Here is a 20,488-nt window from a genome sequence, read left to right on the forward strand (position 1 = left end):
GTGACCGGGGCTCTTGTCGTTCCCGGGAGTCAACGGTACCGCTGGCGTGCCGTCGCAAGCTGCGTCTTGATCGTTTGCTTCGGCACCCCTAGACGGTCCGACAGCACATTGATCGGGGCGGGGTGGCCGGCTGCGTCCAGCATGTCGAACAGCGCAAGAAGGCCACGGTAGTACTCATCCGCTCCCTTGCGCGGACTGTCCGGCATCCTGGCTACAGCGCCCCTCAGAGCACGTGCCGAGATCCCCGATAGGTGCGCTGTCTCGGGCTGGCCGACTACCTCGGCTTGCATCTCGGAGATCAACCGCTCGACCCGGCGGGCTACGCCCGTCGTGTATCCACGAACCTTGACCTTCGGGTCAGCGTCCACGGCCAGCGACACCGACACCTCAGCCGGTCCCTCAGACAGTGGCTTTCCATCCTTGGTCTCCCAGGTCGCGGTGACGATCCAGCCCGCTTCCGTCTTCGTCTTCGTGACCCTGCCTGCTGCGCTCATACCGACAGCCTGACAGGCTCAACCCCGCATTGACAACCTAGGACTGTCAGACATGTGCCGTACATCACTCAGCTCTGGCCTGTCAACCCTGGGTTGGATGGAGTAGATTGGTTGTTGTGGGGCTGACTGCCCCGCGCTGGAAGTTGACAACTCAAGATCAGTGCGAACCGAGGCAGTGCGACCCGGGTCAACCAGCGCGGACCCGACGCAGCGACGAACTACGCCACGACCCGAGGATCGTCCTCGGCGAGCGAGACGGCGTGATGCGACCCGCGCACAGATAGGCGACCGGCCACCGGGGCCGGATGCGAACGACAACGAGAAGGAGCGCATGAGGGGCCCGACCGGCGGGCCTGAATCACGGAAGCAGGTGATCAACCTGACCGACGAACTGCGCGAGATCGCCCGGCGGATCGCCGAGGCTGCACCACCCCTGACCCCCGACCAGCGCGCCCGCTTGCGCGGGCTACTCAGCGCGACCGACCGCCACGGGGTGGCCGAGTGACTGGATACCTGGTCGCCGAGTGGACTCGGTCCGAGGGGTACGCCGATACCGGCATCCGCACCGACACCTACGCCGAGGCCGAGGCTGAGGGGTGCCGGCTGCACCGGACCTACGGTCCACAGTCCCGCTACCTGCCGATGTCCCTGCCACGGGCTATCGACCTGGGTGTGGTCTGGAGTGGTGGCCGGTGAACATCCCCGCAACGTTCAACCCATCTGCCCTTGTCGAGGCGTACAGGCAAGCGCTGAGCGCCTACGACTACTACCGCGAGCTGAAGGCCAAGGGAGACGCCGAGTCGATGGATGAGGCGCGATGCCTGCTCCTCGGCTGGGGCGAGGTCTGGGAACTGCTCGACGCGATCGGCCTGCCAGTCGAGCAGGACGAGGACAGCGACGGAGCCGGTGATGAGGCCATCGACTGATGACCATCAACTTCAACGGCGACCCCTGGGGCGGCATGAACCAGGCGGCACAACGACGGAAGGCCAAGGACCCCCGACACGCGCTGGTCTACCGCGTAGAGGCTGCCGCGATCGGTTGGGCCAACAACATCGGGCATAGCCGGTTCGACGGTTTGACCCTGAGGCAGATCCTCACCGACGGGCGGGGCAACGAACCGAGCCGGCAGATCATCGACAAGGCCGTCCGCAAGGCGAAGGAGCTGGGGCTGATCGAGCCTGAGTCCAACTCCCGGTGCCTGGTCGTGTCTCGTCGAACCTTCCAGCGGGGCGGCCGGGGCTCCTACATCTGCCAGGTACACGGCATCTCGCGGGGACGGTGAAGCCTGGGGGGTGAAGCCTGCGAGGCTTCAAGGTGAAGCCTGTGAGGCTTCGCCATCTGTCCTCTGAGCTGGGAGAACGCAAGCGTTCTCTTATCTCTTCTACACCCTCACCACAACCCGAACGCCGGTAGCGCTGGGGCCCTGTGCGCTTCGCGCGCTGTGCCGCTGCGCTCCTGGTAGTCCATGCAGCGGCGAGAGCATGAGCGGCCGGAGGCCGCAACGCCCGAGAGACCTGCTCAACAGGTTGGGGCCCGTTCGGGCCCACCATCGGGAAGCTTCCTGCCGCTGCCCCGAGGTACCCGGGCACTCTGCTCCGCGCTCGCCACTGCACCGCGAGAGCAACCCCAACTGATCACCCTGCCGACAAGAGCCGGCTATCACCCATGAACGGAGACACCGACCAGTGACTACCCCTCCACCCAAACTCACCAAAAAGGAACGCGAGGCTGCCCGCAACCTTGCCGAGCAGCGATGGGCCCTGGCCCATGACGTCAAGCGCAACGCCGCTGCTCGACTCGCCCAGGTGCAAGCCGATCCCAACTGCACTGCCGACGAGATCACCGAGGCGACCGAGGCACTGAGCGAGGCAACCGCGCTCTACCGCTCTGCCCAGGCTGCCGCTCAGGGTGATCGGTGGTGACCTACGCCTGCCGCGCTCCCCGGAAGCATCGGCTGCGCGCGTCTCGGGTCTGGGATGAGTCGAGCATGATCCTGCCGACGCTGGTCTCTCAGGTACTCACCAACGTCTGCGGGAACCTGGTCGACATCCAACCCTCTGCACCTCGGGGCGAGGTAATGCGACCGGAGATCCGGCCGGCGATCCGGGTACGTCCGAGGTGCATCCCGTGGGTCGAAGGTAACCGGCTGACCGGTCGACTGCTGGTCGTGACGTTCGTTGACGGTGGCGACCCGCTGACGATCAATCCGCTGACCCTGGTCAACCGGGTGACTGGCGACGTGCTTCCCGAGCACATGACCGGCCTGCCCGGGGTGGCGATGAAGCTGCGCACGATGGATCGGCCGATCATCCGCGACAAGATCCCGCACCGCCCGTCCTACGTGGCGCACTACTGGTCGGCTGTCGCGACCCTCTGACCACCAACCCAACCACTACCACCCATCCCGGGCCGGCTACCTGCCGGCCTTCAACTGTCTCTGGAGGAATTCCCGTGGCTACGAAGCCCAACAGCAAGACCACCCGCACCGCTACCGACATCGCTGCCGAGAAGCTGACCGAGGCTCGGGCCCTGGTCGACCAGCGACGCACCGAGCATGAGCAGGCCGAGGAGACGCACGCCGAGCTGATCACGCGGTTAACCCGTGGCGACGCCAGCGTGAGCGCGCTCGACCTGGTAACCGCCGAGGCTGAGATCACCCGTCTTGGCTACCTGGTCGAGGCTGCCCGGAAGGCAGTCACTCCGGCTGAGAAGGCGCTCGACTCCGCGCAAGCGATCGACTCGCCGACGCTGGCCCGGTTCGTTGCTGAGCGGATCGAGGCTGACCCGTTCGCCTTCGGGGTGTACGGCTTCCCGGTGACGGTCAACGCCGACGACCGGACCAAGCCGGGCGTGTACGTCAACCAGGCGACGGCGACCAAGACCGATCCGGGTACCGGCATCATCTCCGGCCACGTCGGCATCACGGTCGTCACGCCGAACGGCTCGCCGATCGATGGCGCTGCCGTGCTGGCCGGTCTGGCTGCCATCGAGCGGGCCGGCGCTGCGCTGGTGAACGCCAACGCCAGCCCGAGCCCTGACGGGGTGACCGTCGATGTTCGGCTGACCGACGTCAAGCCGGACATGCCGACCCTGACGGCCGACATCGACAGCAACGCTCTGCGGAACTTCGCCCTGGACCTGATCGAGAACATCACCAAGCAGGGCGGCTGGTCCAGCCGGGGCGACAGTGACCCGTACGGCGGTGGCCTGTACGGCGGTAGCGGTCTCTGGGATCGCGGAACGAGCGTCAGGCGGATCCTGTCTGGGCTCGACACCGTGACCGTCACCAGTCAAGGGCGAGACGGCGACCAGGAGCAGCGCACCGTGCGGGTTGTCTTCGACCTGTCGTCTCGGCAGTTCGGCGCCCGTGACCTGAGCGAGTTCACCCGGACCAGCATCGGCAACCTGGTCGGCGAGATGGCGGCCGGTATCGGCCGGATCGAGGCTGCCCGCGTGGTGAGCGGGGAGCCGACCATCGAGAAACCAACCCCTGGCCGGGAGTTCAGCGACTCCGCCAAGTCCGGAGTGCGGTTGGTCGTCGAGGTTGACGCTGTCGCCCGGATCGCCGGCTGACAAGACCATGATGGGGCGGGGTGCTGGGTGCGATCCCGGTGCCCCGCCTTCGGCGTATCCGGCGGCCGACCCTGCAACAGTGGCACGTTTCGACACCATCTCAACCAGCATCTGCCCTGCTCAAGGCCGAGATACCCCGATCCGAGCGACTTCGGAACCGTGGCAAGATCTCAGCCGCTAAGACGTGGCGGTAGCGAAGCCCCGGCCGAGGGGGTCATACCCCCAGGTTGCTCGGGCGGAGTGGGCGCCCTGTGGTTGGATCGCCTCATGACGTCACCAGGGCTGTCAACCGCAACACAGTTGCCTGCGCTGATCGTGATCTCGGACCTGGGTAAACCCAGCGTCCTGGATGTCGCGGACTACTTCACGTCAATCGGCGGACTCTGGGCGTGGGCATGGGAAGTTGCTCTGGACGTGACACCCGATGAGGCGAATGACCTGGTTGAGTATCAGAATTGGGCCGTCGAACCGGAGCAACCAGAACTTCTGGCTACCTCGATCCGTCTCGGAAGTCCATTAGAGTCGGTCTTAACGACTGCCGTTGACAACTATCTGCCGATCGCCTACAGCGTTACTGGCATAGCTGTCGTTGAGCGTGTTATTCGTCTGATCATGGATTGGCAGGCGCATCGGCAGACCCTATCGCTGCAACGGCGCGAGATGGACACACAAGAGGCCGAGGAGGCGATGCGGGAGGCAGCAGGCGCCGAATTGCGGCCTCGACGGAGTGGCAGTAGCCAACTTCGGCGGACTGAGACCGCGATCGTCCGGCTAGCGCGACACCGGATCATCGAGGTGCGTCGCGAGGACGGAGGCGAGGGGGCTTGATGTCAGAGCACGACAGCCAACCAGTGATTTCTGAGCGGAAAAACGGGGATCGGCTGATCGGCATCGCCGGTCCGTTGGCTCAAGACCTGTACGACCAGGGCACTCCACCTGTGCACGGACTCGCCAGCAAACCTGTGCCGTCGCCCCGCGTCGCCGACGTGCGGATAGGGGACCGGCTACGAGTGGAGCGGGTAGGCGATCAGTGGACCGTGCGGGACCGTGAGGGGCAGCTCGGCATCCTGCGTTGGCGACGGGCCGACGACGGCAGGCGGCACGCAGTGACGGGCAAGGTTGTCCGGCTACCGCACGCGGGCACCCTGCATGTACAACGGCTCGTCATCGACCCGCAAGGCGCGGTGAAGGACATCGGCGGGTACGTCGAACCGGAGCAGACTCCCGGTCGCTGACCAAGGGTGAGGAAGGCAGGGCCGAAAGGGTCACGTCCCCAGGGCGAATCAGGCTCGTTCACACCTTCGCGGACACCTCTGGCGGTTCATCCTCATCGGGTCGCTGCGGAAGAACGAATCGATGGGTCCAGTCCACTCTTCCAAGGCGAGGCTTCATCGACTCGTGTTTTTCGAGGAACAGACGAAGCGAGGAATTATCCCATGCCTTTAAGTGATCATCGTAGTACACAGTTAGAAGATTTTGCAGCGAAGACACCTCATGCTGCGCGCCGTGAAGCGCTTTGTCGGCAGACTGCGCGCTCCGCTCAACACCCCTGAGCCGTTCACTCTCCTCAACACTCGCAGCCCTTGTCTTTTCAAGCTCTAGGCGCAATTCTTCGTTCTCGCGCTTCGCTACGGCCAACTCTTCTTGCACGCGATCAAGGCTATCCGTAAGGCGGGTCATCATGGTGTCAGCAACCTGTACCGCCTTTTCGGCTATGTTGATCTTCTTCTCTCGCCGATTAAGCAGATGACCGACCAGCAATGAAATCAACGTGCCCAAGCCAAGGGCAGTCGCAATCGCAACACCTATGGCAACCTTCTCGGCCGTAGTCACGTCGCCTGCCCTCGTCAGCTCTGGCACCTAGCCGAGCAGACTACCAACACATGCCCATCCCGCGATCCTCGGAACGGGCGGCCGGTAAAGCCGATCATGTCGGGTCGTGTCCTACACCAACCACGCTCTGCCCACCGTCTGCGAGTCCCCACGCCAACGGGAGTTGCCGAGCCGGGCTCAGTGGTTAGCGCGACAGGCTCGCGCTGGCCAGCTTGCTTCGCCGGTACGCGGACACGGTCGGATCACCCGTCAACCAGTACCGCCAGGGCCAGTCATGCGCCCGGCTGACACCGACCCTCGGTCCAGATGAGACAGCCGCAGGCGGGCGGGCAGGCGGAGCCAACACCAGCGATCCGCCGTCGAGCAGGTGCGCGCCGCTGTGCTGGGTTGTCAGCGCCAACGATTGACCCAGGTTGCCGGGACCACGGGCGAGCGACCGCAGAGCAACGTGCTCACCTCGGCGATGCTGCGCCAGGTCGACCCCCTCGACTACCCGACCAGCCCTGAGCAGGACAGCCGACGCGTCACCCTCGGTGCCGGTGACCACGTTGGCGCAGAAGTGCAGCCCGTGCGACAGGTAGACGTACAGCCGTCCGGCCGGACCGAACATGACGGCGTTGCGGGCAGTCTGACCACGCCACGCATGCGAGGCGGGATCGGTCTCGCCCGCGTACGCCTCGGTCTCGGTCAGCTCGACGGTGACCACGCCGTCAGGTGTGTGATGGGTGAGCGTCCAGCCGATCAGCGCAGGGGCGACCAGGGGGGCGGGTTGCGCCAGGATGGCGAGCGGATCAGGCGACAACGGGTGAACCCTCCCGAGTCTCGGTCTGCGGCATCCGCCAGGTGAGCTGAACGTCTTCACCCCGAGGCAGCCTGGCACCCTTGCGGCGAGGCATCAGGCGGATCGACTCGCACGCGGTCTCGATAATCGTGCGTACCCGCTCGGTCTCCATCTGGTCGATGGCTTCCCACACGGACTCGATGTCCGACAGGTCGACACCAACCCGCGCTGTCGCGATCTCGGCGAGGCGATCACGGATCTCGGTCAGCCGGCTGTCTGCCGCAGCAGTACCGGCGGCAAGCGCAGCCTGGTCGACCGTGCCAGCGACGAACAACTCAGCCAGTGACTGCTTCCGGGCGAGTACGGCGGACTCTTCTACCCGCAGTTGCGTCGACTCCTGCTCGGCTTCCTGGTCGACAGGCTGAACGTTCCACTGGTCCGCTTGGTTGATCAGCCGGCGCAACACGTAGGAGTCGAGCCAGTCGGCAGGGATGGTGATACACCGACCTTCCCGGCAGGTGTAGATCCGGTACCGCTCGCCTGCCTGGTTCTGCTTGGACCAGCCTTGCGACGCCTTCCCGCCACACCGCGAGCAGGTCGCTACACCTACCAGCAACCCCTTGCGCCTGCCACCCCCGCCCGTGTTGCGGCTGGGCTCTGACAGGTGACGGACGGTCGCGCGGTACACATCCTCAGGAACGATCGGTTCCCACGTCGCGGGGTTGCCAGTCTCTGCCCCGTTGTACGTGAGGATGGCAGCGTTCCGCTCGCACATAAGGACATGCCTCAGGTTGGAGGAACGCCAACGGTTGCCCTTCGGGGTGAGGATGCCGGCAGCGTTCCACCTGGCAGCGATCGAGTAGACCGACTGCCCCGTCAGAACATCCGCGTACGCCTGCCGCAACGGCTCAGCCTCGCTCTGCCGGTGATCCCCGTTCCGCTCGAACCCGAACGGGCGAACGGTCCACCAGGGGCGGCCGGTTTGTACCCGCTGGTGTTGCGCTGCCTTCTGCCGGGCGGACTTGATCTCGACCTCTTGCCGTGCGGCGCTGCCGAGGATGCGAGCGAGGAACCGACCGTTCGGCGTCGACAAGTCCAACTCTCCGGACACCGTCGCCAGCGTGACTCCGGTCCGCTCGGTGAGGTCGACCAGGTCTTCAAGGTCTCGCAGGTTCCGGTACATCCGGTCGACCTGCCAGGCAACGACAACGTCAACGGCACCCGAGGTGATCAGGTCGAGCACCTGCCGCCAGCCTGGCCGAACCTTGCGGGTAGAGGCTGAGACCGAGTTGTCGACGATCACCGCAGTGACCTGCCAGCCTCGCTGCTCACACAACTCTCGGCATGCCTGTTCCTGCCGGGCTACGCCCAACCCCTCGCCGGTGGCGTCCAGCGAGATACGCGCGTAAATCACAGCCCGTTTGCCCATCGTGCTATCCTACATGCTCACGGACAGACCTTGCCGTAGGTGAAGTACGCGTAGGCGTACCCGGCCGGCCCGAACATCACCGAGTTGCGTGGCGTACGCCCCCGGTGCGCGTGCGACGCCGGGTCCCCGCCACTGCCGGCGTACGCCTCCACCTCGGTGAGCCGGACGGTGACGCCGCCGGCCGAGAGGGTGGCGCCGAGCAGCCCGCGCGCCGCCGGTACCACCGGGCCGGCCAGCAGGGCGGCGAACTCCTCGACCCGCGTCATCCGGCTAGGACATCACGGTCCGGTGGCCGGGCCTCGGCCGGGGTGGGCAGCACCGGAACCGTTGGCGCTGTCCGGCGTGCTCCGCCGACCCGACACTCAGGTGCCGACGGACTGCTCCGCCGACCCGACGCTCAGGTGGCGACGGGCCAGGGCGACGAAGCCGTCCGCGTCGTCGACGAAGAGGCGCAGTTCGTGCACGGGGTCGTCGGTGCCCTTCGGCACGGGCAGCACGGTCGGCTCGCGCAGCAGGACGTCGACACTGGTCTGGCTGGCGACGCCGACGCTGAGTACGACCCGGGTGTCGGTCCGCTCCACCTGGACGGCCCGGCTGGACGGCAGCGAGCGGTGCCGCCTGCGTACCGTCTCGATCGCCGTCCAGGGCAGCGTGAGGTCGAGCGAGATGCCGTTGCGGATCCGCACGCCCGAGTCGCCGAGCAGGTGGGGATGGACGCGCAGGCTGGCCAGCAGCCCGATCATCCAGAACAGTCCGTAGACGCCCACCACGGCGGCGATGATCCGGGCGATCTTCCAGGGCAGGATCAGGTCGAGGATCGGGATCTCGATCGCGGAGACCACGATGAAGACGATCAGCAGCGGCGTCACGACCCCCGCGTACCCGAAGGGCACCGTCCCGGCCGGGCCGGTCGGCCGGCGCGTTGTCCACCGAAACAGACTGCGCCACATGCCCAGCTCGTAGACGGTGGCCTTGCGCAGCAGTGTCCAGACGGCGCGCAGGACCCGCGCGGCGGTGCTGCGGTTCACCGGTCCCCCTCGGAAGGTTGCTGCCGCGCCGGGTCGAGGCCGCGCAGCCGGTTCAGGATCTCGCCGAGCCCGGCGGTGAGGCAGTCGAGCCGCTCCGCCGGCATCTGCGCGAACAGCAGGTCGGCGAACTCCCGCTGGCCGTGCTCCATCGCCTCGACGGTCCGCAGGCCGCGCTCGGTGAAGGTGACCAGGGTCGCCCGCCGGTCCGTCGGGTGCGGCTGACGGCTGACGAACCCGGTCGCCTCCAGCCCGTCGACCAGCCCGGTGACGGTGCGGGCGCTCACCCGGAGCGCGGCGGCGAGGTCCCGCTGCGGCATCGGACCGTGCCGGCGCAGCTCCCAGAGCAGGTGCGTACGCGAGACGGTCAGCCCGTCCCGGGCCAGGCTCCGGGTCATGTCGTCGTTGATCAACACGACGAGTTCGAGGATCTGGTCGAGTGCGTTGATGCGTCTGTCACCAATCATGTGCCTGCCACACCGTGAGTCATGCTCACTAGTTTGTCACAGCACCGGTACGAGCGTCACCTCCCGGGCGACCGCCGGAGCGATGATTCATGGTGCTCAATTGCTCACTCGCTCGGGATCTCGGTCTCCGGCCTTGCAGGTTGCGATAGGCGAGGCAAAGGTAACTTTCAGTCGCCGAAATGGAGGACCCATCATGTATGTCACCGCGGCAGGGCTCGCCGGGATGGCGTTGGGTTTCATCGCCGGCCTGTGCACCTACCGAACGTCCCGCCGCTGGTGCGCCGCGTGCGGCGGCAGCCTGAGCTGCCCGGCCTGCGCCAGTGTCGGCGTACGCCGGAACACCGCCGCCCGGCGGTTCCGATGAGCGCCACCCCGTCCGCGTCACCGAACGTGCCCCCGGGCACCGTGCTGGAACTCGCCAAGGAGGACTGGCGGTACGGCGGCCACCCGCTCCGGCTCAGAGTCGAGTTCGTCCGCCTCGACCTGTCGACGTACTACGACAACCAGTGGGTCTGGATCAGCGGGCAGCGCCTCGCCCAGGACGGCAGCCCGCTCGGTCACCTGGACGCCCTGGTCCGGGTCTCCGCGCTGTCCTGCCCGGGTGGCGACAACGGACGCGGGACCACGCCCGGGACGTCGGCCGACGGCAGCCGTACCGCTGGTCGTCGCAACGCAACGATGCCTCGGACCGCGCCTCGACAGCGCACCCGGCAGGGCCGCGGCCGACGGTCGGGTGAGGTCGACCGCGGCCCGGACCCGCAGGACGAGCCGCGGCAGGAGCGTCCCGGCGGCGAGAACCGCGAGAACCGAAGCCACCCGTAGCCGCGCCGTCGGCTAGCGGAGCAGAACCGCTCGCTCGGTTCAGCCGTCCGTGGCCGTCGCGACCGCGTCGTGATGCGCCAGTACGCCCCGGGCGGCGGCCAGAGCGGTCTCCGCCTCCGGTGTGCGCGCGCCGGCCGAGCGGACCACGGTACGTAAGTGCTGGTCAACCGCGTCCGCGAGGTGGCGCCAGCGGGCTGGGCGCCCGGTCGCCGGGTCGAGTACCGAGCCGGAGTCGCGGGACCGCAGCGTCTCGGCGAGGGCGGCGTCCAGCCCGCGTACCGCCCGGTCCAGGGACTCGGCGGACCCGTCCGGGGCGGTGTAGCCGGGTGCCTGGTCGAGCACCATCCGGAAGACCGTGACCAGGTCGTCGGCGTGCCCGGAGACCCAGCGCCGGGTCCGGTGGATCCGGCCGAGTTCGGGCCAGCGCTTCCGGGCCGCCTGTCGGGTGCTGCCGGTCGACTCCCCCAGGTCGGCCAGGCTGGCGCCCAGCCACACCGCGTCCGCCGCGTCCTCGGCGGCACACCTGGTCGCCACCTCGGCGAGCAGCGCCTGCGCGGCCTGGCCGGCCCGGACCCGGCGCAGGTACGCCGCCCGGCGGAGCCGCTCGTCGTCGACGTCCCCGGGCTTCGCCGCACCGTCGGCCAGATCGTCGTCCGGATCGTCGGACGCCGGCTGCTCGGCCAGCGTCGTGATGATCCGCCGACTGAACTCCTCGACCAGACCGGTGAGTTCGTCGTACTCCCGCTCGGAGAGCTGGTCGAACGATGCTTCCATCCGGCGTACCCGGGCCATGGTCACACTCCTGACAACCTGAGGTTTACAGCGAGAACCCTAGCACTGTAAACCTCAGGTTCACAACGAGGCGTCAGTGAGCCGTCGAGCCGAGCGTCACCGCCCGCTCAGCGAGCCGAAGAACGCGCGGATCTCGTCGGCGAGCAGGTCCGGCTCCTCGTGTGGCATGAAGTGACCGCCCACCCCCGGCTCGCTCCACTGGCGCAGGTCCGGGCAGGCCCGCTCGGCCAGTTGCCGGGGAAAGCCCGCCATCCCCGGTTCCGTGCTCAGGGTGACCGCCACCGGCACACCAATGTCCGGCCGGGGCGCATTGTGCGGATAGTCGAGGTACTGCCGGAACGACGAACCGACCGCACCGGTCGCCCAGTACAGGGTGATCACGGTCAACAGGGTGTCCCGGTCGAACCGGCTCGCCAGGTCGCCGTGGCAGTCGCTCCAGTCCCGGTACTTGTCGACCAGCCAGGCCGCCAGCCCGGCCGGCGAGTCCACCAGTGCCGCCGCGACGGTGTCCGGCCGGGTACCCATGATCGCGCTGTAGCCACCGTCGGTCTCGTCGTAGCGCTGCTCGGCCTCGACGAAGGCCCGCTCGGCGGAGTCGAGAGGCCGGGCGTCGAAACTCGCCGGGAAGGGCGGATGGATCAGGTGCACCCCGACGACGTGCTCCGGCCACGACGCGCCCAGCCAGCCGGCCACCGCACCACCGATGTCACCACCGAAGACGCCGTACCGCCGGTGGCCGAGCAGCTCGGTCATCAGCCGGTGCAGCGTCCGGGCCATCACGGCCCGGGTGAGCGGCTCCGCCGGCAGCTCGGAGTAGAGGAAACCGGGCATCGACGGCACCACCACGTCGAACGCGGTGGCCGGGTCGGCGCCGTACCGGCCGGGGTCGGTCAGCCGGTCGGCCAGCGGCAACAGCTCCACGAAGCTGCTCGGCCAGCCGTGGTTCAACAACAGCGGCGGCGGCGCCGGCACCCCGGCCGGCCGCCGTCCGGGTATCCGCAGGAAATGCAGGCGCCGGCCGTCGATCTCGGCCAGATACTGCGGGTACGCGTTCAGCGCGCCCTCCCGGGCCCGCCAGTCGAAGCCGTCGGCCCAGTAGCCGACCAGCTCGCGCAGGTAGTCGGGATCGGTGCCGGCCTGCCACGGCCGGTCGGTACTGCGATCGGTGAACCGGGTACGCCGGAGCCGGTCGCGCAGGTCGTCGAGGACCGGATCGGGAATCTCGATCCGGAACGGGGAAATCATCGAAGTCCTCCAGTATGGAGGGCGTCATCCCCTGGCCGGTGCCGGCGCGGAACGCACCGGGGTCAGGGTCAGCGGAGACAGCTGGCCGGAGAGGACGCCCGAACGGAACGGTCGCATCGCATCGGGCTCACCTCCTCTCGGCGCTGACCGCAGGATCCTCGCACGGCCGGCAACGGCCCGCAAACCGGTTTCCCGACCTGCCCCCGGCGCTGCTTGCAGAGCTGGAGGACCTCCGGGAGGTCCGGTGCGGCGCTCAGCTTCGCGGTACGACCTGCTCGGTGGACCACTCCCGCCAGCCGTCGAGCTGGTCGGTGGCGGAGACGAGCTGGTCGGCGACCGGCCCCGGCCCGGTCGAGCCGGGGGTGGTCCGGGCGGCCAGCGCGGAACGGACCGAGAGCACGTCCCGGACACCCGGGTCGAGATGTTCGCTGACCAGCCGCAGGTCGTCGTCGGAGACCTCGTCCAGCTCACAGTTGCGGGCCACGCAGAGCGCCACCAGCCGGCCGGTCACCTCGTGCGCCTCCCGGAACGGCACGCCCTTGCGGACCAGCCAGTCGGCGACCTCGGTGGCGAGCGAGAAGCCGACCGGCGCGGCGGCGGCGAGCCGGTCCACCCGGACCGTCATGGTGGAGATCATCCCGGCCAGTGCCGGCAGCACCAGGTCGAGCGTGTCGATCGCGTCGAACGCCGGCTCCTTGTCCTCCTGCATGTCCCGGTCGTACGCCATCGGCAGGCCCTTGAGCATGGTCAAAACAGTGACCAGCCCGCCGATCAGCCGCCCGGACTTGCCCCGGGCCAGCTCGGCGACGTCCGCGTTCTTCTTCTGCGGCATGATCGACGAGCCGGTGGCGAACGAGTCGTCCAGCTCGATCCAGCCGAACTCCTGCGAGGTCCACATCACCACCTCCTCGCCGATCCGGGACAGGTGCACCCCGAGCAGCGCGGTGACGAAGAGGAACTCGGCCACGAAGTCCCGGTCGGCGACCGCGTCCATCGAGTTGGCGAACGAGGTCCGGAAGCCCAGCTCCTTGGAGACCGCCACCGGGTCGAGCGGCAGCCCCGAGCCGGCCAGCGCGCCCGCGCCGAGCGGGCTCACCGCCGCCCGGTGGTCCCAGTCGCGCAGCCGGTCCAGGTCCCGCAGCAGCGGCTGGACGTGCGCCAGCAGCCAGTGCCCGAAGGTGACCGGCTGGGCGTGCTGCACGTGGGTCATTCCCGGTGCCGGGGTCTCCAGGTTGCGGGCCGCCTGCTCGACCAGCGCGTCGGCCAGCCCGACGATCCGGGCGCCCAGCCCCCGGGCGTGGTCACGCAGATAGAGCCGCAGGTCGGTGGCGACCTGGTCGTTGCGGGACCGACCGGCCCGCAGCTTGCCGCCGAGCGTGCCGAGGCGTTCCAGCAGGCCGCGTTCGAGCGCGGTGTGCACGTCCTCGTCCTCGACGGTGGGCCGGAAGGTGCCGGTCAGCACCGCCGCCTCCAGGTCGTCCAGCGCGGCCAGCATCCGACCGAGTTCGTCCGGGTCCAGCAGGCCGGCGGCGGCCAGCACCCGGGCGTGGGCCCTGGACCCGGCCAGGTCGTACGGGGCGAGCCGCCAGTCGAACTGCACGCTGACCGACAGCCGGGCCAACGCCTCGGCCGGGCCACCGGCGAACCGGCCGCCCCACAGGCTCGTACGGTTGGTTCCGGCGCTGTTCTCGGTCAAGCTCTTGTCGTCCACGCCGAACATTGAACCCTTCACTTGTCGGAGCCGCCCAACCGGGCGTCCCGGGTCGTCGCCAGCCTGCTCGGCGCACCCCACACCCGCACGAAGCCCCTGGCCGAACACGCAATGACGGCCGAGGTGTCCAGCCTCCCGGCGTACGCCGGTACGACGCGCCCACTCATGGTGCGGCGTTCCCTTCGGCATGTTCCTCCCGGCCCGCCCAGGCGGAGAGCTTCTCCCCCAGCGCCGCGCCACCGGTGACCTCCCGGGCCACCACGAGGATGGTGTCGTCGCCGGCGATGGTGCCGACGACCTCCGGCAGCCCCGCCCGGTCCAACGCGCTGGCCAGGTACTGCGCGGCACCCGGCGGGGTACGCAGCACGGCGATGTTGCCGCTCGAGTCGACCCCGTTGAGGAGTTCGCGGAGCAGCCGGATCAGCCGGGCCGGCGCCTGTTCGGCGTCCCGCAACGGCCGCTTGCCGTCCTCCGGGATGAGGTAGACGGCCGGACCGTCGCCGCCGCGCACCTTGACCGCGCCGAGCTCGTCCAGGTCCCGGGAGAGGGTGGCCTGGGTGACCTGCACCCCACCGGCGGCGAGCAGGTCGGCCAGCTCGGTCTGCGAACGGATCTCCCGCTCGCGGATCAGCTCGACGATCCGGGCGTGCCGGGCGGCCCGGGTCAGCGGTCCGGTCATGCCGACTCGCCCACCACGGAGGCGATGACCGAGGCCGCCGACGGCTCGCCGGCCGGCCGCGCAGCCTGTTCCCCGGCGGCGGCCAGCTCCTCGGCGTGCCGGTCCAGCAGCCAGGCGAGCAGCGCCTTCTGGGCGTGCAGCCGGTTCTCGGCCTGGTCGAAGACCACGCTCCGGATGCCGTCGAGCACCTCGTCGGTGATCTCCTCGCCCCGGTGCGCCGGCAGGCAGTGCAGCACCACGACCTGCGGGGCGGCGCCGGCCAGCATCGTCTTGTTGACCTGGTACGGCTGGAAGGCGGTGATCCGGTCCCGGCCGTCGCCCTCCTGCCCCATCGAGGTCCAGGTGTCCGTGGCGACCACGTCGGCTCCGGCGACCGCCTCGGCCGGGTCGCGCAGCACGCGTACCGAGCCGCCGGTGCTGGCGGCGATCTCGGCGGCTCGCGCCACCACGGCCGGGTCGGGGTCGTGACCGGCCGGGCCGGCGACCCGGACGTGCATCCCGGCGGTCGCCCCACCGACGAGGTAGGAGTGCGCCATGTTGTTTGCCGCGTCGCCGAGGTACGCCAGGGTGCGGCCGGTGGTGCCGCCGCAGTGCTCCCGGACGGTGAGCAGGTCGGCGAGGAGCTGGCAGGGGTGGAAGCCGTCGGTCAGCCCGTTCACCACCGGCACCGTCGCGCCCTCGGCCAGCTCGGCGATCCGGTCGTCGCCGAAGGTGCGCAGCACGATCGCGGAGACGTACCGGGACAGCACCCGGGCCGCGTCGACCAGCGACTCCCCCCGACCGAAGTGCGTGACCTGGGTGTCCACCACGATCGGGTGGCCGCCCAGCTCGGCGATGCCGACGTCGAAGGAGAGCCGGGTACGCAGGCTCGGCTTGTCGAAGAGCACCGCGACCGCCCGTGGGCCGGCGAGCGGGCGCAGGGTGTACCGGTCGGACTTCATCCGGGCTGCCAGGTCGAGTACCGCCGACTGCTCGGCCGGGCTGAGGTCGTCGTCGCGCAGGAAGTGCCGGGGCATCAGTGCCCACCCCGGGTCTGCTCGACGACGCCCGGCGCCGACGTGTCCAGCCCCGCCGGGCTGTTCGCGTCAGGCGTTGCCGGGCTGGCCGCATCCAGGGCTGCTGAGCTGGCCGCTGGGCTGGCCGCGTCCAGGGCTGCCGGCAGGGCGGCGAGGAAGGCGTCGGCCTGGTCCAGGCCGAGGATCAGCGGCGGAGCAAGCCGGATCGTCGCCGGCTGCACCGGGTTGACGAGGAAGCCGGCGTCCCGCAGTACCCCGGCGGTGGCGGCAGCGGCCGGCGCCCGCAGCACGATGCCGAGCAGCAGACCCGCGCCGCGCACCTCGGCCACCAGCGGATGGTTCAGCGCCTCCACCCCGCGCCTGATCCGCTCGCCGACCCGCTTGACGTGGTCGAGCAGCCCTTCGTTGGCGATGGTGGAGATGACGGCGAGGGCTGCGGCGCAGCTCACCGGGTTGCCGCCGAAGGTGGTGCCGTGCAGGCCCGGCCGAAGCAGTTCGGCGGCCTCGCCGAAGGCCAGGCAGGCGCCGATCGGCAGCCCGCCGCCCAGCCCCTTGGCCAGGGTGACCAGGTCCGGCTCGATCCCGTCGGCCTGGTGCGCGAACCAGTGCCCGGTACGCCCGATCCCGGTCTGCACCTCGTCCAGCGCCAGCAGCGCGCCGTGTGCGGCGGTGATCCGCCGGGCCGCCGCGACGTAGCCGGGCGGAGGTACGACCACTCCGTTCTCGCCCTGGATCGGCTCCAGGATCACCATCGCGGTCTCGTCGGTGACCGCTGCCGCCAGCGCCTCGACGTCGCCGTACGGGACGTGGGTCACCTCGCCCGGCAGCGGGCGGAACGGGTCGGCCTTGGCCGGCTGGCCGGTGAGCGCCAGCGCGCCCATGGTCCGGCCGTGGAAGCCGCCCTCGGTGGCGACCACGTGGGTCCGGCCGGTGAGCCGGGACAACTTGAAGGCGGCCTCGTTCGCCTCCGCTCCCGAGTTGGCGAAGAAGACCCGGCCGGGACGGCCGGCCAGCGCCAGCAGCAGCTCGGCCAACGCCACCGGGGGTTCGGCGACGAACAGGTTGGAGACGTGTCCGAGGGTGGCGACCTGTCGGGAGACGGCCTCGACCACCGCCGGGTGGGCGTGTCCGAGCGCGTTGACGGCGATGCCGCCGACCAGGTCGACGTACTCCCGGCCGGCCTCGTCGACCACCACCGCGCCGCCGCCTCGGACCAGCGCGAGCTGCGGGGTCCCGTAGTTGTCCATCATGGACTGTGTCCAGCGGTCGACCAGGGTCGAGGTCATGACGGGACCGCCCCGGAATCGGGAACCACCATGGTGCCGAATCCTTCCGATGTGAAAACTTCCAGCAGGGTCGAGTGCGCCACCCGACCGTCCACCACGTGCGCGGCCGGTACCCCGCCGCTGACCGCCCGCAGGCAGGCCTCCATCTTCGGCACCATGCCCGACTCCAACTTCGGCAGCAGCGCGGCGAGCTGCCCCACGGTGATCTCGGAGACCAGGCTGTCGGTGTCCGGCCAGTCGGCGTAGAGCCCGGGTACGTCGGTCAACACCACCAGCTTGCGGGCGTTCAGCGCGACGGCCAGCGCGGCGGCTGCGGTGTCGGCATTGAGGTTGTGCAGTACGCCGTCGGCGTCCGGCGCCACGCTGGAGATCACCGGAATCCGGCCGGCCGAGATCAGGTCGGCGACGGCGGAGACGTTCACCTCGTCCACGTCACCCACCTGGCCGATGTCGACCGGTTCGCCGTCCACGTACGCCGGCCGGCGTACCGCGGTGAAGAGCCGGGCGTCCTCGCCGGAGAGGCCGACCGCGTACGGGCCGTACTCGTTGATCAGGCCGACCAGCTCCCGGCCGACCTGACCGACCAGCACCATCCGGACCACGTCCATCGCCTCCGGCGTGGTGACCCGCAGCCCGCCCTTGAACTCGCTGGTGATGCCGAGCCGGCGCAGCATGGCCGAGATCTGCGGCCCGCCGCCGTGCACCACCACCGGCTTCAGGCCGGCGTAACGCAGGAAGACCATGTCGGCGGCGAACGCCCGCTGCAACTCGGGCTCGACCATGGCGTTGCCGCCGTACTTCACCACGACGGTGGAGCCGGAGAAGCGGGCCAGCCAGGGCAGCGCCTCGATGAGGGTGGCCGCCTTCCGCTGCGCCTCGGTCAGGTCCCGGGTGAGAATCATGTCGAGTACGCCGAGTTCTCGTGCACGTACGCGTGCGACAGGTCGTTGGTCCAGATGGTCGCCTCGGCCGGGCCGGCGTGCAGGTCGATCCGGATGGTCACCTGCCGGCCCGAGAGGTCCACCTTGGCCCGGTCCTCGGCGGCGGCCCCGCCCCGGCAGACCCAGATCCCGTTGACCGCCACGTCGATGTCGTCCGGCTCGAAGGCCGCGCCGGTGGTGCCGACGGCGGCGAGGATCCGGCCCCAGTTCGGGTCGTTGCCGAAGAGCGCGGTCTTGACCAGGTTGTTCCGGGCGACGGACCGACCGACCTCGACCGCGTCGTCCTCGTCGGCCGCACCGACCACCTCGATGGCGACCTCCTTGCTCGCCCCCTCGGCATCGGCTATCAGTTGCCGGGCCAGGTCCCGGCAGGCCTCGGTGACCGCGGCGGTCAGCTCGGCCTGGCTCGGTGCGATTCCGGAGGCGCCGCTGGCCAGCAGCAGCACGGTGTCGTTCGTGGAGAGGCAGCCGTCCGAGTCGACCCGGTCGAAACTGACCCGGCAGGCTTCCCGGAGCGCCTCGTCGAGCACGGCCGGCCCGGCGATCGCGTCGGTGGTGACCACGCAGAGCATGGTGGCCAGGGCCGGCGCGAGCATGCCGGCGCCCTTGGCCATCCCGCCGACCGTCCAACCGGTACCGGCGACCACAGTGGTCTTGGAGCGGGTGTCGGTGGTCATGATCGCCTCGGCCGCCGCCAGCCCGCCGTCGACGGCCAGCTCGGCCACCGCCGCCGTGACGCCGGGCAGCAGCCGGTCCATCGGCAGCCGCTCGCCGATCAGCCCGGTCGAGCAGATCGCCACCTCCCCGGCCCCAATCGCCGGCCCACCACGGCCGGTACCGGTGCCGTCGTCATCGCCGATGCCGATGCCGATGCCGGAGAGGGTCGCGGCGGCGTGCTCGGCGGTGGCGTGGGTGTCCTGGAAGCCGGGTGCCCCGGTGCAGGCGTTGGCGCCGCCGGAGTTGAGCACCACCGCCCGGACCAGACCGGCCCGCAACACCTGCTGACTCCAGAGCACCGGGGCCGCCTTGACCCGGTTGGCGGTGAAGACGCCGGCCGCTGCCGCGTCCGGCCCGTCGTTGACCACCAGCGCGACGTCGCGGGCACCGCCGGACTTGAGTCCGGCGGCGACGCCGGCCGCCCGGAAGCCCCGGGGTGCGGTGACGCTCATGCCATCCCTCCCTGGTCGCCCGTCAGTTCTACCGTCGTCGGTGCCTGCCGATCCATCGTCGTCGGTGCCTGCCGCGTCCGGTCGGCCGCTGCCGCGTCGCCCCCTACGGTTGCGGAGCGGCCCGCCGCCCCGGTCACGGTGCGACTCCGTGCACGGAGAGACCGGTGGTCTCCGGCAGCCCCAGCATCAGGTTGGCACACTGCACCGCCTGGCCGGCGGCGCCCTTGCCGAGGTTGTCGATGGCGCTGACCACGATCAGCCGACCGGAGTCGACGTCGACGGTCGCCTGCAGATGGCAGGAGTTGCTGCCCAGCGTGGCGGCGGTGTGCGGCCACCGACCTGCCGGCAGGACGTGCACGAACGGCGCGTCCGCGTACGCCTGCGCCAGCACCTCGCGCGGCTCGGCCGGGTTGTCGCCGACGGGCGGTGCGGTGACGGTGGCCAGGATGCCGCGCGGCATGGGGGCCAGGACCGGGGTGAAAGACAGTCCGGTCGCCCCGCTGGCCTGCTTGATCTCCGGCACGTGCTGGTGTGCACCGACCTTGTAGGGCGAGAGGTCGCCCATCACCTCGCTGCCCAGCAGGTGCGGCTTGGCGGACCGGCCGGCCCCGGAGGTGCCGGAGGCGGCGACCACCACCACGTCGTCCGGCGCGGCCACCCCGGCGGCGAGCAGCGGCGCCAGGGCCAGGGTGGTGGCGACCGCGTAGCAGCCGGTTGCGGCGACCCGGGTCGCGGTGGCGATCGCCGCCCGCTGGCCGGGCAGTTCCGGGAGCCCGTAGGTCCAGGCGCCGGCATGGCTCCCGCCGTAGTAGCGGGTCCAGGCGGCGGCGTCGGTGAGCCGGTGGTCCGCGCCCAGGTCGACCAGGCGGACCCCGTCCGGCAGGGCGGCCGCCAGTGCCGCCGACTCGCCGTGCGGCAGGGCCAGGAACACCAGGTCCGCGTCGGCGAGCACCGCCGGTTCGGTCCGGCCGAAGACCAGGTCTAGGCCGGTGAGCTGCGGATGTACGGCGGCGACCGGCTGACCGGCCTGGCTGTGCGCGGTGGCGGCGACAAGGTCGAGTTCGGGGTGCCCGGCGATCAGCCGGAGCAGTTCACCGCCCGCGTAACCGCTCGCACCGGCGACCGCTACTCGAATTCCCATGCCCACCTCCGCATTTCTATGCAGAGAGCACGCTAGCAGGGACGGGAATTGACTGCAAGTCTATGCGGTGCACTGAATGGT

At 69.8% G+C, this 20,488-nt stretch carries 27 protein-coding genes and 1 pseudogene; 11 read left to right on the plus strand and 17 right to left on the minus strand.

Going from position 1 to position 20,488, the window contains the following annotated elements:
- Positions 1-29: 29 nt before the first annotated feature.
- Positions 30-494 carry a hypothetical protein gene (locus tag Pen02_RS36305; protein WP_203870726.1) on the minus strand — a complete coding sequence of 155 codons (465 nt, stop codon included), beginning with the start codon at positions 492-494 and terminating at the stop codon, positions 30-32.
- 331 nt (positions 495-825) lie between these two features.
- Here Pen02_RS36305 and Pen02_RS36310 point away from each other — a divergent pair, with 331 nt between their 5' ends.
- The 9 genes from Pen02_RS36310 (at position 826) to Pen02_RS36350 (ending at position 5,305) form a co-directional block, all read left to right on the plus strand.
- Entirely contained in the window at positions 826-999 is a 174-nt protein-coding gene (locus Pen02_RS36310; protein ID WP_203870727.1) for a hypothetical protein, read from the plus strand.
- The gene (locus tag Pen02_RS36315) at positions 996-1,190 is read left to right on the plus strand and encodes a hypothetical protein (RefSeq protein ID WP_203870728.1); all 195 of its coding nucleotides are present in this window, start codon (positions 996-998) and stop codon (positions 1,188-1,190) included. The genes Pen02_RS36310 and Pen02_RS36315 overlap by 4 nt, the downstream gene beginning before the upstream one ends.
- On the plus strand, positions 1,187-1,420 hold the full coding sequence (locus tag Pen02_RS36320; protein WP_203870729.1) for a hypothetical protein: 234 nt from the start codon (positions 1,187-1,189) through the stop codon (positions 1,418-1,420). Before Pen02_RS36315 ends, Pen02_RS36320 begins: the two co-directional genes overlap by 4 nt.
- Positions 1,420-1,779 carry a hypothetical protein gene (locus Pen02_RS36325; protein WP_203870730.1) on the plus strand — a complete coding sequence of 120 codons (360 nt, stop codon included), beginning with the start codon at positions 1,420-1,422 and terminating at the stop codon, positions 1,777-1,779. Before Pen02_RS36320 ends, Pen02_RS36325 begins: the two co-directional genes overlap by 1 nt.
- Before the next feature lie 403 nt (positions 1,780-2,182).
- A complete protein-coding gene (locus tag Pen02_RS36330; RefSeq protein WP_203870731.1) occupies positions 2,183-2,419 on the plus strand; it encodes a hypothetical protein in 237 nt (78 codons plus the stop codon).
- Positions 2,420-2,484: 65 nt separating this feature from the next.
- Positions 2,485-2,874: a hypothetical protein gene (locus Pen02_RS36335; protein ID WP_203870732.1), complete on the plus strand. Its 390-nt coding sequence runs from the start codon at positions 2,485-2,487 to the stop codon at positions 2,872-2,874.
- 74 nt (positions 2,875-2,948) lie between these two features.
- Entirely contained in the window at positions 2,949-4,070 is a 1,122-nt protein-coding gene (locus Pen02_RS36340; protein ID WP_203870733.1) for a flagellar FliJ family protein, read from the plus strand.
- Between the two features lie 267 nt (positions 4,071-4,337).
- On the plus strand, positions 4,338-4,898 hold the full coding sequence (locus Pen02_RS36345; RefSeq protein ID WP_203870734.1) for a hypothetical protein: 561 nt from the start codon (positions 4,338-4,340) through the stop codon (positions 4,896-4,898).
- The gene (locus tag Pen02_RS36350; protein WP_203870735.1) at positions 4,898-5,305 is read left to right on the plus strand and encodes a hypothetical protein; all 408 of its coding nucleotides are present in this window, start codon (positions 4,898-4,900) and stop codon (positions 5,303-5,305) included. Before Pen02_RS36345 ends, Pen02_RS36350 begins: the two co-directional genes overlap by 1 nt.
- A gap of 58 nt (positions 5,306-5,363) precedes the next feature.
- Here the strand turns inward: Pen02_RS36350 and Pen02_RS36355 are convergent, their stop codons facing one another.
- The 6 genes and pseudogenes from Pen02_RS36355 to Pen02_RS36380 form a co-directional block, all read right to left on the minus strand.
- Positions 5,364-5,930, minus strand: a complete 567-nt coding sequence (locus tag Pen02_RS36355) for a hypothetical protein (RefSeq protein WP_203870736.1) — start codon at positions 5,928-5,930, stop codon at positions 5,364-5,366.
- 157 nt (positions 5,931-6,087) lie between these two features.
- Complete coding sequence (locus tag Pen02_RS36360; RefSeq protein ID WP_203870737.1) at positions 6,088-6,705, minus strand: DNA-3-methyladenine glycosylase; 618 nt, start codon at positions 6,703-6,705, stop codon at positions 6,088-6,090.
- Positions 6,695-8,113, minus strand: a complete 1,419-nt coding sequence (locus Pen02_RS36365; protein ID WP_203870738.1) for a recombinase family protein — start codon at positions 8,111-8,113, stop codon at positions 6,695-6,697. The genes Pen02_RS36360 and Pen02_RS36365 overlap by 11 nt, the downstream gene beginning before the upstream one ends.
- Before the next feature lie 32 nt (positions 8,114-8,145).
- Positions 8,146-8,379 (minus strand): annotated as a pseudogene (locus Pen02_RS36370) (DNA-3-methyladenine glycosylase); the annotation flags it as partial.
- A gap of 96 nt (positions 8,380-8,475) precedes the next feature.
- Complete coding sequence (locus Pen02_RS36375; RefSeq protein WP_203870739.1) at positions 8,476-9,141, minus strand: hypothetical protein; 666 nt, start codon at positions 9,139-9,141, stop codon at positions 8,476-8,478.
- Positions 9,138-9,605 carry a MarR family winged helix-turn-helix transcriptional regulator gene (locus Pen02_RS36380; protein WP_203870740.1) on the minus strand — a complete coding sequence of 156 codons (468 nt, stop codon included), beginning with the start codon at positions 9,603-9,605 and terminating at the stop codon, positions 9,138-9,140. Before Pen02_RS36380 ends, Pen02_RS36375 begins: the two co-directional genes overlap by 4 nt.
- Positions 9,606-9,798: 193 nt before the next feature.
- Between Pen02_RS36380 and Pen02_RS36385 the strand changes: the two genes are divergently transcribed.
- The gene (locus Pen02_RS36385) at positions 9,799-9,969 is read left to right on the plus strand and encodes a hypothetical protein (RefSeq protein WP_203870741.1); all 171 of its coding nucleotides are present in this window, start codon (positions 9,799-9,801) and stop codon (positions 9,967-9,969) included.
- Complete coding sequence (locus tag Pen02_RS36390) at positions 9,966-10,427, plus strand: hypothetical protein (RefSeq protein WP_203870742.1); 462 nt, start codon at positions 9,966-9,968, stop codon at positions 10,425-10,427. The genes Pen02_RS36385 and Pen02_RS36390 overlap by 4 nt, the downstream gene beginning before the upstream one ends.
- Before the next feature lie 39 nt (positions 10,428-10,466).
- Here Pen02_RS36390 and Pen02_RS36395 read toward each other — a convergent pair whose 3' ends face one another.
- From Pen02_RS36395 to argC, 10 genes are all read right to left on the minus strand, one after another.
- Positions 10,467-11,219: a hypothetical protein gene (locus Pen02_RS36395; protein ID WP_203870743.1), complete on the minus strand. Its 753-nt coding sequence runs from the start codon at positions 11,217-11,219 to the stop codon at positions 10,467-10,469.
- Positions 11,220-11,315: 96 nt separating this feature from the next.
- On the minus strand, positions 11,316-12,464 hold the full coding sequence (locus tag Pen02_RS36400) for an epoxide hydrolase family protein (protein ID WP_203870744.1): 1,149 nt from the start codon (positions 12,462-12,464) through the stop codon (positions 11,316-11,318).
- Between the two features lie 253 nt (positions 12,465-12,717).
- A complete protein-coding gene (argH, locus tag Pen02_RS36405) occupies positions 12,718-14,184 on the minus strand; it encodes an argininosuccinate lyase (RefSeq protein ID WP_203870745.1) in 1,467 nt (488 codons plus the stop codon).
- Between the two features lie 8 nt (positions 14,185-14,192).
- Positions 14,193-14,342 carry a hypothetical protein gene (locus Pen02_RS36410; protein WP_203870746.1) on the minus strand — a complete coding sequence of 50 codons (150 nt, stop codon included), beginning with the start codon at positions 14,340-14,342 and terminating at the stop codon, positions 14,193-14,195.
- Entirely contained in the window at positions 14,339-14,854 is a 516-nt protein-coding gene (locus Pen02_RS36415; protein WP_203870747.1) for an arginine repressor, read from the minus strand. The genes Pen02_RS36410 and Pen02_RS36415 overlap by 4 nt, the downstream gene beginning before the upstream one ends.
- Positions 14,851-15,870: an ornithine carbamoyltransferase gene (gene argF, locus Pen02_RS36420; protein ID WP_203870748.1), complete on the minus strand. Its 1,020-nt coding sequence runs from the start codon at positions 15,868-15,870 to the stop codon at positions 14,851-14,853. The genes Pen02_RS36415 and argF overlap by 4 nt, the downstream gene beginning before the upstream one ends.
- Positions 15,870-17,156 (minus strand): acetylornithine transaminase, encoded by a 1,287-nt coding sequence (locus Pen02_RS36425; RefSeq protein WP_203870749.1) that lies wholly within the window; start codon positions 17,154-17,156, stop codon positions 15,870-15,872. The genes argF and Pen02_RS36425 overlap by 1 nt, the downstream gene beginning before the upstream one ends.
- Positions 17,153-18,058, minus strand: coding sequence for an acetylglutamate kinase (argB, locus tag Pen02_RS36430; protein ID WP_203870750.1), 906 nt, complete (start codon positions 18,056-18,058; stop codon positions 17,153-17,155). Before argB ends, Pen02_RS36425 begins: the two co-directional genes overlap by 4 nt.
- The gene (gene argJ / locus Pen02_RS36435; protein ID WP_203870751.1) at positions 18,055-19,266 is read right to left on the minus strand and encodes a bifunctional glutamate N-acetyltransferase/amino-acid acetyltransferase ArgJ; all 1,212 of its coding nucleotides are present in this window, start codon (positions 19,264-19,266) and stop codon (positions 18,055-18,057) included. The genes argB and argJ overlap by 4 nt, the downstream gene beginning before the upstream one ends.
- 133 nt (positions 19,267-19,399) lie before the next feature.
- The gene (argC, locus tag Pen02_RS36440) at positions 19,400-20,407 is read right to left on the minus strand and encodes an N-acetyl-gamma-glutamyl-phosphate reductase (RefSeq protein ID WP_203870752.1); all 1,008 of its coding nucleotides are present in this window, start codon (positions 20,405-20,407) and stop codon (positions 19,400-19,402) included.
- Between the last annotated feature and the right edge of the window lie 81 nt (positions 20,408-20,488).

Origin of the sequence: Plantactinospora endophytica, from assembly GCF_016862915.1 — a bacterium.
GTDB lineage: Bacteria > Actinomycetota > Actinomycetes > Mycobacteriales > Micromonosporaceae > Plantactinospora > Plantactinospora endophytica.